Here is an 11,942-nt window from a genome sequence, read left to right as displayed (position 1 = left end):
CTATTTTCAGACATTGGTTTAATGGAATTATGTATAATTTTGAAACAAACTCTATGAAGTCTTTCAAGCTTTTAACTATAATTCAGTCTCAGTAAACGGAATTAAATTTCCAATTCTATTATTGTTTGGTCTCATTAAACAAATATGTCAGCAGCCTACACTTATTTTCATTCAATAGCAGATCCTTTTCAGATACTTTTTACATTTTTGTCGGCTACATCAACATTCTGGACTCTGTGTCCAGTAATCCGTATACAGGCTCTTCTAAAGCATAACTTCTAACTATTACATTTTCTTTCGTAACGGTTGCATTGTTCATGAGCATATGTCGAACTCGATCCATATAGGGAAGTCACGATTGAAAGCAAAGGTCTGCAGCTCAGAATATCGGTTTTACCTTTAGAGGAACCTGCTTCTGCTTTGAAAAACGATTTTAAAGTTTCTGGAAGGAGCCTGTTATAGCACAAATGTCTTTAACGGTATGATAATGGCAGCTCCTGCAAGCATAGCTAGCAGGAGTTTACACCATTTACTTAGAGAACTTACGCACTTGAAGTACAATCTCAATCACTTTTATATTAATCACTTTGGGCGTTGTGACCTGTTTAGTGTTTTAAAGAGTTGAAGGTTTAATGCTATTGAGTTATCAGTTCAACCGCATAAGTCCTAACTTATTTGTACAGATTTATCTTCTAATAGGTTCATCCCACTGCGATTCTATGCCCTTTCTTTTTAGCAACACGTTTTTTAATAGAGTATAAGAGTACTGCACCTGCAAGACCACCTAAAATCATTTTACCCATTCTCATTGAAGGCCTCCCCATACCTTTTTCAACTTCTTCTGCTTCATTAAGCATCATTTCTTCCGGTTCTACTTTGGCTTCTTCTTCCTTTTCAACTCTCCCTGACCGGAGTTTGTTCAGGAGATATGCACCAAGGGCCAGCTTAGCATATTTATGTAAAATTCCCCTTTTCCCTGGAGATCCGCCTGACTTCATTCTCTTCATGATATATGCACTAAGCAATAGCTTACCGTACTTGTTCACGTTTCGCAATCTTGCACCCCCATAATTTTTCCCTTGCCAGAGAGTCCCTTATCGTATTTTTCTCCGGAAAGAGGAGTAATGAATTTAGTACTCCTTTATCTATCTTATTGTTCGCATATTATATAACGGCAACTATCAAAGGTATACAATAATTTTTAACTGATTTCGAATTTTCGGGGCTGTTAATTGCCCGACGAAAAAAATCGGAAATTATTGAAACTGGTGCAGCAAACCTCATTGAAAAATTGTCTTTAAGACTCTGAAGATAATAAATATTTGGAAACATTAAAGAAGACAGGCTTTCTATAAATTTAAGTACAGACGAGTTTAGTAGATAAGTGCAGATTAGCGTCGTGTATAATTGTGATAAGTTCCATGTATAAATATAACTGAAATTCTTATGTGAAGTTATACATGAGCATAAGTGTTTAAAAATTGTACATGTTGCAGATATAAGAAAAGCACTTGAATTAAAAAGTACTTGAATTAAAAAGTACTTGAATTAAAAAGTACTTGAATTAAAAAACTTAAATTCTCCTGAAATTTGCCATAAAACTTTCAAGTAACAAAACACATGATGATAAGTCACGAAAGCATTTTGTACTATCGAAAAGAAAAGTAAAAATATGAAACAATCAATAGGAGCAAAACCACTCGCATTTCCGACTCCAACCTGGGTTGTCGGTACATATGACATGAATGGAAAGCCAAATGGCATGACTGCAGCCTGGGGAGGAATCTGCTGTTCCAACCCTCCATGTGTTAGCGTATCCTTAAGAAAAGCGACCTACAGCTATGCAGGGATTATGGAAAACAGGGCATTTACGGTTAGTATCCCGTCAGAAGCTTATGTAAAGCAGGCCGACTACTTCGGCATTACAAGCGGAAGGGACGAAGATAAGTTTGAGGCCACCTGCCTGACGCCGGTAAGAAGCGAGCTTGTACCTGCTCCTTACGTAGGTGAATTTCCGGTTATCCTCGAGTGCAAGCTTCTGCATAACTTTGAGATAGGGCTCCATACCCTGTTTGTAGGAGAAATCCTTGATATTAAAGCCGATGAATCCGTGCTCGATGAAAAAGGAAACCCTGATATTGAGAAAATCAGACCTGTTATATACAACCCTGGAAATAGAGACTACTATGGCGTTGGATGTAACCTTGGAAAAGCTTTTTCGATAGGAAAGGAGTGCTGAACAAAAGTTAATAAAAGTTAATAAAAAATTAATAAAAGAAAATAAAAAGCAGTAGAACTTTCAGAACGGTTACGTCTTTATACATCTCAAATTATTTTTTATTCCTTTCTGAACGTCTTTTTCGCCAGAATCTTCCATCCTTTGAGGTATTTTCCCTCAAATTTTTCCTTCACGGCTTCGAGCAGGGAAGGAATATCCAGATGCTGTGGGCATTTTTCAACACATTGCCCGCACCGGATGCACTGGGAGGCATAACCAGGGACATCACCTCTTATAATTCCCCCGGGTTTTGCCGCATACATAAGTTTTGCTTCACTCTCATTGCCTGACAGGTAAAAGTTATCGTAGATCTCAAAGCAGCCGGGAATATCGACGCCTGAAGGGCAGGGCAAACAATATCTGCAGCCCGTGCAGGCGGTCTTCATAAGTTGCCTGTATTTTTGTTCCGCTTTTTTTACAAGCTGAAGTTCGGCATCAGTCAGGGAATTAGGATATGCCTCAGATGCTATTTTCAGGTTTTCTTCAATATGCGACTCCTCATTCATGCCTGATAGCACAACCGTAACCTCTGGACGGTTCCATATCCATCGAAGGGCCCATTCTGCAGGTGTGCGCTTCACAGGTGCTTCATTCCAGATCTTCTGAACTTCAGGAGGCACGAGATTAGTCAACTTGCCTCCACGCAGGGGTTCCATAATAATAACTCCCAGGCCCTTTGAAGCGGCATACTCAAGCCCTTCCGTTCCGGCCTGGTTCTTTTCGTCCAGAAAGTTATACTGAATCTGGCAGAAAGTCCAGGGATACGCATCCACGATTCGTTTGAAATCGTCAATAGTCCCGTGGAATGAAAAACCGGCATTGACAATCCGGCCGTCAGCCTTTGCCCTGTCAAGGAAATCCAGCACATCAAACTTTTCCATTTTGTCCCATAAAAGCCCCACAAGCCCGTGCACAAGGTAATAATCGATATGGTCAGTTTTCAACCTTTCAAGTTGCGAATTTAGAATACGATCCATGTCCTCTTTCTTTTTTATTGTCCACGAGGGAAGTTTCGTAGCAAGCCTGACCTTTTCTCTGTAACCAGCTTCAAGGGCCCGCCCAAGAAAAGGTTCGCTTTCGCCCATGTGATACGGCCAGGCCGTGTCAATATAGTTAACTCCTTGGTCGATTGCATATCTAACTTGCCGGGTAGCTCTTTCCTCATCAATTGTTCCATCCTCTTTTACAGGGAGGCGCATGCATCCGAATCCCAGTACTGAAAGTTCATCTCCGTTCTTTGGCATTTTTCGGTGTAGCATTTCCGTTACCCCTCTGTTTTAAGCTTTTATGTTATTTTAAGGGTTTCTACACCCGAATTACGCTTCGTTACCCGAGTCCCGTCTCGGGAGGACGGTTCCGTTTCGCTCACTTCGCTCGCTCAAGCGGATTAATTTATGAACAAAGAAGTTTCACTTTCCGAGTCCCGTCACCTGAGTCCCGCCTCAGGAGGACGGTTCCGTTTCGCTCACTTCGCTCGCTCAAGCGGATTAATGGGGTAATTCCGAGATAAAGATACGAATTTAGTTTCAGGAGGACAGCTAGAGTTAAGTTTTAGGATTTGAGGCTTTTTGCTACTTTTAACAAGTTTGGCAGTACTCTGGATTTTCTGGAAATTATAATTTCAAAAAGTTATTGGATGGAAAATTTGATGTCAGAAGATCTGTTTATCCTTCAGCATATAAAGAGTTAATTTTTATTTTAAAGTTTATCCCAAAACCAATTTTATTTTTATATAATCGTATTTTAATTTTTTATGTTTTTCCTTTTTTCCTTGAGTTATTTTTCGTGATCTGAAACTTGATTGATTATTCGGGATACAGGACTCAGAGAAGTAATTTAAGTATTGGGACCAGCTTCACAGTAAATTTGAAAAAATGCTATAAGTTCTTCCATATTATATTAATTTTTAAATATTATGTTTTAATGGAAAATTTTAACTATATAATTTAAAAGATTATATTAACATTATCAAATGAAAAATAAAAAGAAAATGAAGGAATATAATAATGAGACAGGTAAAAAACCACTTTTTAACAGGCTTGGTATCAGCGATTCTGATTTTATTTTTAATTGTTTTTTCATCTACGGCTTCGGCAGCTATTGAACAGGATAATCAGACTACAATAATGGAAAATAAGACTATATACAATCCACTCGATTTTGATAATTTAAACCTTGGTAGCCCCATACAGAGTAAGACTGTGTATGTAGCAGGAAACGGAAGTGGAGATTTCAACTGTGATGGAGTTGATGATCAGGTAGAGATAAACAAAGCCCTTAAATATGTTTCGGAAAACCCGTACCTCACAACCGTTTATTTTAAAGGCCCATATACATACGTTGTCTCAGATAGTATTCTCATTGGAAATAATACAACCTTAGAAGGAGATTCTACGGCTGTAGTAAAACTCGAAGACAATGCAAACTGGCCAGTGGGTAAGCCCATGATAACGCAGATGAACAGCACAGGGATACATGAAGTTACTATAGAAGGCTTTGAAATCGACGGAAACCATGACAATAATCTGGATAAACCAACTGGGTATGGATTTTATAATATGATCTACTTCTCCAATTCCACGGATATCAAAGTTCATGACATGTATATGCATGACGGGCATGGAGAAGGATTTAAAGTAGACCGAAGTTACAATGTTCAGTTTTACAATAACGTTATCTATAAAATGGGTCATAATGCTTTTTTTGCAGAAGATTGTCAGAACCTGGAAGCCTGGAATAATAAAATAACCATCAGGACTGATTGCGGTCTTAGAGTTTTAAATTCAAACCACATAAGATTTCATGATAATGTAATTGACTCTTTTTATCACTGGAGTGGAGGCGACTCTGGCATTATGGTTGAGAAAACAACAGGGACTGTTAATGACGTAGAGATATATAATAATATTATCCATGACATTTATGGGTCTGGAATCTGGTTAATAGGTTGGTTAGAGTCCTATCCAAGGGAGGAAGCCCAGAACGTCCATATTTTTCGCAATATCTTTTATAATACTGGCACGAACCCAAATAATAACTGTGTAGGAGGTATAATAACAAGTGGATTTTATGATACTCTCATCGAAAACAATGTCTTTGACGAGGTATATCATGCGGCAATTATTCACATGTCTCCCATAGGCATCCAAACCTATCCTACCTATGAAACTCGTTCCAGTCTTTCACCCTCAAGCACGGAACACACAACAATTGTTCGTAAGAACATAATTGTAAACACCCAAAAGCGTAAAACAGATCCTGATGGAACTGGATATGCAATAATCAATTATCTCCCTGAAACAGATGCTTTTGTGCTGGAAAATAACTGTTTGTACAATAACTCTGCAGGTAATTACCATAACTGCACATCAAGTACAGACACATATGCAGACCCTCTTTTTGTAAACCGGAGTATACACAATTATCATTTGGAACCAGACTCTCCTTGCATTGGTGCCGGATGTACTTGATACATTTATTAAATATCATAAAAATACCAGTCAAACTCAAACAGAAAGGGATAGTGAATAGTACAGTAAGTAGTGAGCTCATCCCAAAACCAATTTCATTCCCAAATCTATACTATTTTCATGTTTAGAAATTAGAGCAATTATTCAAAACTCAAGGTTTTGGGATAGGCTCAGTAAAAAACCTGTGCTTCTGGACTCGATTAAGGTACAAAAACAAAAAAGTGTTATTACATTGAAAGTGTGCTGGGTCATTAATCTCTCTTTAACTGGCTTCGACCATATAAAATCGGAAGTTTTTTGGAGTTATGGCACTATCACGATTGTGAATATTTTTTAAATATCTTTTTTAAAGAGTTGTTTAGTAATGACCATTCTTTGCTCCAGGTCAGGTCCTTCTAGTTTCTCTGTAACCAGCTTCAAGGGCTCACCCAAAGAAAGGTTCGCTTTCGCCCATGTGATACGGCCGGGCCGTGTCAATATAGTTAACTCCTTGGTCGATTGCATATCTAACTTGCCGGGTAGCTCTTTCCTCATCAATTGTTCCATCCTCTTTCACAGGGAGGCGCTTGCATCCGAATCCAAGTATCGAAAGTTCGTCTCCGTTCTTTGGAACTTTTCTGTAAAGCATCTGTCCTTCTCCTGCAGTTCTTTTTCTATTGTTCTTTTTCTATTGTTCTTTTTCTATTGTTCTTTTTCTATTGTTCTTTTTCTATTCTACAAGATATTTTGTTACTAAAATAAATTGAAGTATTAAATTTTAACATATTATTTTAGAATATTGTTAAGATTTAAATAGTAAATCGTCATTTTAATTATGCTAAAAAAGTTCATCTTCCTTCTGAAACTTTGCAGACTATCTAGTCTGCAAAGAAGGAAAATGTTGTTAAATTCTAATTATAAAAACGATAGAGATGACATGCTGCAAAATATATTAGTCTTCGGAAAAGAAGCATAGAAACTTTGCAGGTGTCATCAGAGAATTTTAAGGAGTAAACAAAAGTAAAGGGGAAATATAATGGAAACTGAAAGTAAAAGAGAATATGTCACCGAACTTCCTCTGGAAATTCAAAAGATGTTAAAAAATCTGGATTTTCCTATAGAAAGAAAAGAGGTTATTGAACAAGCAAGAAAAAGTAAAGCAATTCCGGATATACTACGGGAACTTGGTATGCTTCCGGACAAAAAATACAATAGTGCTGAAGACCTAGCAGAGGAACTTCATATAGTTTACATAGGCGTCCCGGCCTAAAAAGTAGGTGATTTTTTATTTGTTTTAGTATTCTGCCGCAAATGCGGCAGATCTATTTTCAAATCTCTTGTTCCTGGTTTTATAGAGTTCTTTATATTTTTATTTATCTGATAACCATTATCTTATTTTAGCTTCAATGATAGAATTTAAGACTCTTTTTTGCTCCAAAATCGATACATAAAGGCAAGAAACTCCCTGGCGATATAACGATTTCCTTAGTACATGAATTCCTTTTATACTACTTACATAATGTCCTTCAAGGCCTCAGAGGCTGTATAAACGCTTCCAACTCCAAAAATGTACTGAGTTATCCTTATTGCCTGCATTACTTCTTCTTTTGTCGCTCCCGCCTGCATTGCCTGAACTGCAAGGGATCTTACTCCGTTTACCGCACCATTAGCTGCATCGAGAGACATTGCAAGCAGAAATTTGTATTTGAGAGGAATTCCGTCTTCCACGAAAGCAAGTTCGCGTGTATTTTCAAGAAGGGTAAATAATTGAGGGTCCTGGTCCACAATAACTTTTAATGGATTTTCTGTCAATGTACCATCTCCGTTCCTATTACAAAATATTGATTTTATTATTTTTCCATTTATTAGATCCGTTTTTTAATTAAATACTATCAATTAATTTAAAAGTCCTTCCTTTGAACAAACAGGAAAGATAGAAAAAGAAATAGATCAGGGGAAATGGAGGAGGTAAAGGAAGAAAGAGAAAAAGGATCAAGAGAAGGTTAGAAGAAAAGGGTAATAGTCAAAAGGAGGTAGATAAGAAGAAATGAAAAAAAATCGAAAGGAGAAGGCAAGAAAAAATCGAAAGGAAAAGGCAAGAATGAAAGAAAAAATCAAAAGAAGAATGTAAGAAGGCAAGAAAAGATCGAAAGAGGAAAGCAGAAAGCAAAATGGGTAGAGTTCGTTTTTGTGCGTACATTTTTCGACAAAGAGTTTAGAAAGTTTTAGAAAAAAGAGGGCATCAGTTTTTGAAGTGGAGGAACGGAGATAGATGGAGGGTGTTAAATGAAGAGTTTACAGATGCCCATACAACTATAATACTTATAAATATATAAAATTAAGTTTATACTGCGGGTTTATGGGATTTTATCGAAGTACTTAAATTATTTCCTATAAAGATATCTTCTATTAGAACTTCTATGGAGTCAAGGATAGAATTTTAATTATTCAAAAATTCATAAGCTATGGTTCCTTCCTCTGGGCCCTCCCCTTTTAAAATAAAACCATTCTTTTCCAGGACACGAACTGAGGCTTTCAGATGAGGATATGTATAAGCTACTATACTGTTGCTTTTGAGGCTGGAAAAAGCCCACCGCGTCATTGATTGAACAGCTTCGGTTGCATATCCTCTACCTTGATATGCATCAAGCAAAGAATATCCTATTTCAAGTGTCCCGTTCTCGTGAGCAAGAAATCCTCCGCTTCCGATCAATACAGGTTGTTCAGGACTTTCCTGGGGAAGAAACCAGTAAAAATTCCAGACTTTCCGGTTTTTTGCCTGAATTCGCCCAATGAAATCTTCTATCACTTCAGGGGTTATTTGAACAGGTGGCCATTCTTCAGGGACATGAGCGTTAAGAGCTGAAGCAAACGCCTGGCGGTCGTGCAGTTCTAGAAGATACAGCTCCGAGGTGGCAGGAAGCAGATATAGACGTTCGGTATTGATAGGGTGTAGGGAAAGAGGCATGTACACGATTTGGGTTTACTTTTATATAATATTTATGCTGAATAATACTAAAGAGAGCTTAAAGTCACTAAATTGTAAAGAGAAAATACGCAAGCATATAAAGGATTAAAAGGAAGAAACTTTCAAATAATTACACTTACATATTATTTTTTTGCAGTTAAGTTGGATTTACATTCTAGTTTCTGTTTTCAGGGGGGCATACTTTTGATTGATGCTGATATTTCACACACAATAGCAAGGCTAGCCAAACTAGCAATAATACTTGTTGTTTTGTTTGGGGCTGCTCACAGGTTCAGGTTCAATTATACTGCCCCGACAATAATAATTATTGCTCTGTGTGGAACAGGAGCTATTGTTGGGGATTTCGATGGAGACGGATTAAACACTCCAGGTGAAATTCAGCATGATACCAGCATATTTGCATCTGATTCGGACTCTGATGGAATTTCGGATGGATATGAAGTCAGCACACTCCATACTGATCCTGCAAACGGCGATACCGATTCCGACAAAATCTCGGACTTTGACGAAGTGAATAAATACAAAACTAATCCGTTGAGCGAAAATTCTGACGGGGACTTATATGGAGATTATCAGGAGATCTTTGAGTCCGGTACAGACCCTAATGCCAGGACAGTATCAAAGTTAATAGTCAAAACCTCTTCTGTGAATGGTGATATATTCATAAACGGAGAATTTCAGGGCAATGGGCAGATATCAATAGAATTGAAACCTGGTACATACAAAGTGCAATATGGTAATGCAAATAATTATCATTCTCCCGAGCCACAGTTAGTAATCTTGAAATTCGGACAACAAATGAATATTGTTGGGGATTATGAATCCTACTCTCCTTCAAAACTGGCGGTTTCAAGTGCAGTATCCGATATGTCCGGTGTGAGTCCAGCAGTATATAGTTATTATGTGAATAACAAAAAGAAGTTTTTCCAGGTGACCATTGCTAACAATGGAGAGTCGTCTGCAGAAAATGTTATTCTGTCTACCCGTATTGAAGGTGGTAATTGGGTTTCATCATCCATCAGTGAGATCTCTCCGAATAAAGTGTCGAAAATAGGGGTAACACCAAGCATACCCGAAGATGTATTTGAAAAGGTTGGCAAAGAATCAACAAAAAATCTGTATTTGAAACTTGAGTACAGTTCATCAGGAACAAAACAGCCTGTTGTGGAAAGTACTGTCCCTCTCAAGGTATATGGTAAAAATGCTCTTCCGTTAGCAGATACTTCTAAATTGGCATCTGCAGATGTAGGCATCTCATCAAAATCGTTTTATTCGTATTATATCGATCCGCATGACTCGAATGTAAGAAATATTGCAGCAAGTGCGACAATGGGTACAGATGATGATCTGGATAAAGCCAAACTAATTTTTGATGCGCTTGGTCAATATGGAGTGTGTTACGTCTCCGATCCCAATGACCCGTTGGGAACCGGCATAGATTATATCCAGACACCGACCGAAACATTATCCCTGAAAGGCGGAGATTGCGACGATCTGGCTGTACTTTATGCGTCTGCTCTTGAGTCTGTAGGTATGGATACGGCACTGATCCATATTCCTGGTCATGTGTTTGTAGGATTTAAAGCGGACGGGAACTGGAACTTGATTGAAACAACGATGATTAAAACTCCAGAGAGCACTGACGGCTATGAAATCTCGTTTTTCGATCAGGCAATGTCCTCTGGATATGATAAGTATACAGAAAATACTAATTCAGCACTGATCGTGATGACTGAGCAAGCCTGGGAACAGGGGATTACATCGTAAACGGTCTCCAGAATTCATCGAGTATTCAGGGGGGAAGGAGACTCTCTTATAGTTGACGGAATGAGACTTACTGTTACAAGAGTTTTGAAAGATTTCGATCTGGCTCTCATAAAGCTTCCTCCTGAATGTATGGTTAAAATTACCGAGATTGGCAGTGCAGCTGAACTGGAGGGAGCTTTCCTTGTCAATGATGCACATATTATCCGGTGCAGAGTAGTTAACGCTGGAGCTTCACTGCTTTACCTGGGCTTTCGATGCCTTGATATGCCGGAACCGGGAGATAGCGGTTCTCCTATTATGCAGGCAGGAAAAGTAATAGCCTAGATTCGGCAGGTAAACATATAAGTTAATATAATTATTCTCACATCTTTTTTCTTGATTTTCCATGGCAGACAAAAACAACAGTCGACTAGTCGAATCCTCAATAAAACGTACAAGATTTTTAGGTCACCTTGGTCTCATTGCTGGAGTTTTCCGAGAACTTGAAGTTGACAAACTGATCGATGAGAAACTCCCAAAGGAAAGGGATCACAAGATTCCTCACTCAGTCTGCATCCTTGCCATGGTACTCAATGGTCTTGGTTTCATAGGTCAACGTCTATACCTTTTTCCTGACTTTTTCAGGAATATTTCTATAGAAAGACTTTTTGGAGAAGGTGTAACACGAGAAGATCTGAATCAATATGCTATCGGAGAAACTCTTGACAGAATCGTAAAGTATGGTCCTACAAAACTGTTTACGGAAATTGTTCTTCACATTATGAACCGTCTACCTATTCCTGTCCATTGTTTACACGCTGACACTACAAGTGTCAGCGTTTATGGTGATTATCAAGACGAAGAAACGGAGTCTATTGATATCACTTTTGGAATTCCCAAAAACGGAAGATGGGATCTCAAACAATTTGTGCTAAGTTTGATTGTAAATCAGCATGGAATACCCCTTTTTATGAACACTCATTCAGGGAATGCTTCCGACAAAAGCACAATTCTGGAAGCAATAAAGTCTCTCAAATCAGCTTTAAGTCCTGAAAGCAAAGTGTACTATGTCGCTGATAGTTCCTTTTACACTGACAATAATATCAATAATATAGGAAAGTCATTCTGGATCAGTCGTGTTCCTGCAACAATTAATGAGGCAAAGGAACTGCTAACTGCAAATCTAAACCTGAAGCCACTGAAAAGCGATGAAAGATACTCATTTTATCAAACCTTTGTTGATTATGGGGGAGTCAAGCAAAAGTGGGTTTTGTTGCTTTCTCATAAAATGAAAGAAAAGAAAGAGATAACTCTCAGAAAGAAGCTTCAAAATGAACTTGAAAAAGCAGAAAAGTCGCTTAAAAAACTGGTAGGAGAGGACTTCTTCTGTGAAGAAGATGCATTAAAAGCAGCAGAAAAATGGACTGCAGATTTCCCTTCTATTGTGTTTGAAAAAGTAGATTTGAAAACCGTTAAAAAA

10 protein-coding genes and 1 pseudogene are annotated in these 11,942 nt (G+C 38.0%); 6 read left to right on the top strand and 5 right to left on the bottom strand.

What is annotated here, in order from left to right; genetic code table 11:
* Positions 1 to 701: 701 nt before the first annotated feature.
* Entirely contained in the window at positions 702 to 1,046 is a 345-nt protein-coding gene (locus ASJ81_RS11590; protein ID WP_245860101.1) for a hypothetical protein, read from the bottom strand.
* Between the two features lie 626 nt (positions 1,047 to 1,672).
* On the opposite strand from ASJ81_RS11590, the gene ASJ81_RS11585 reads away from it, so the two are divergent.
* Positions 1,673 to 2,239, top strand: a complete 567-nt coding sequence (locus ASJ81_RS11585; protein WP_095644581.1) for a flavin reductase family protein — start codon at positions 1,673 to 1,675, stop codon at positions 2,237 to 2,239.
* A gap of 98 nt (positions 2,240 to 2,337) precedes the next feature.
* Here ASJ81_RS11585 and ASJ81_RS11580 read toward each other — a convergent pair whose 3' ends face one another.
* Positions 2,338 to 3,537, bottom strand: coding sequence for an aldo/keto reductase (locus ASJ81_RS11580; RefSeq protein WP_095644580.1), 1,200 nt, complete (start codon positions 3,535 to 3,537; stop codon positions 2,338 to 2,340).
* Positions 3,538 to 4,404: 867 nt separating this feature from the next.
* Between ASJ81_RS11580 and ASJ81_RS11575 the strand changes: the two genes are divergently transcribed.
* Positions 4,405 to 5,748: a right-handed parallel beta-helix repeat-containing protein gene (locus ASJ81_RS11575; protein ID WP_095644600.1), complete on the top strand. Its 1,344-nt coding sequence runs from the start codon at positions 4,405 to 4,407 to the stop codon at positions 5,746 to 5,748.
* Between the two features lie 427 nt (positions 5,749 to 6,175).
* Here the strand turns inward: ASJ81_RS11575 and ASJ81_RS11570 are convergent.
* A pseudogene (locus ASJ81_RS11570) lies at positions 6,176 to 6,376 on the bottom strand (aldo/keto reductase); the annotation flags it as partial.
* 387 nt (positions 6,377 to 6,763) lie between these two features.
* Here ASJ81_RS11570 and ASJ81_RS11565 point away from each other — a divergent pair.
* Positions 6,764 to 6,997 (top strand): DUF2795 domain-containing protein, encoded by a 234-nt coding sequence (locus tag ASJ81_RS11565; protein ID WP_095644579.1) that lies wholly within the window; start codon positions 6,764 to 6,766, stop codon positions 6,995 to 6,997.
* 242 nt (positions 6,998 to 7,239) lie between these two features.
* Here ASJ81_RS11565 and ASJ81_RS11560 read toward each other — a convergent pair whose 3' ends face one another.
* The gene (locus tag ASJ81_RS11560) at positions 7,240 to 7,539 is read right to left on the bottom strand and encodes a carboxymuconolactone decarboxylase family protein (RefSeq protein ID WP_095644578.1); all 300 of its coding nucleotides are present in this window, start codon (positions 7,537 to 7,539) and stop codon (positions 7,240 to 7,242) included.
* Between the two features lie 628 nt (positions 7,540 to 8,167).
* On the bottom strand, positions 8,168 to 8,695 hold the full coding sequence (locus tag ASJ81_RS11555; protein WP_095644577.1) for a GNAT family N-acetyltransferase: 528 nt from the start codon (positions 8,693 to 8,695) through the stop codon (positions 8,168 to 8,170).
* A gap of 204 nt (positions 8,696 to 8,899) precedes the next feature.
* Here ASJ81_RS11555 and ASJ81_RS11550 point away from each other — a divergent pair, with 204 nt between their 5' ends.
* From ASJ81_RS11550 to ASJ81_RS11540, 3 genes are all read left to right on the top strand, one after another.
* Positions 8,900 to 10,483, top strand: a complete 1,584-nt coding sequence (locus ASJ81_RS11550) for a transglutaminase-like domain-containing protein (protein WP_095644576.1) — start codon at positions 8,900 to 8,902, stop codon at positions 10,481 to 10,483.
* Between the two features lie 60 nt (positions 10,484 to 10,543).
* The gene (locus ASJ81_RS11545; RefSeq protein WP_245860093.1) at positions 10,544 to 10,807 is read left to right on the top strand and encodes a hypothetical protein; all 264 of its coding nucleotides are present in this window, start codon (positions 10,544 to 10,546) and stop codon (positions 10,805 to 10,807) included.
* Between the two features lie 61 nt (positions 10,808 to 10,868).
* A partial coding sequence (locus tag ASJ81_RS11540) for an IS1634 family transposase (protein WP_095643524.1) occupies positions 10,869 to 11,942 on the top strand: 1,074 nt, incomplete at its 3' end.

Source organism: Methanosarcina spelaei, from assembly GCF_002287235.1.
Taxonomy (GTDB): domain Archaea; phylum Halobacteriota; class Methanosarcinia; order Methanosarcinales; family Methanosarcinaceae; genus Methanosarcina; species Methanosarcina spelaei.
The sequence above is the reverse complement of the archived record's forward strand: the minus strand, read 5'-3'. Positions and strand labels throughout refer to the sequence as shown.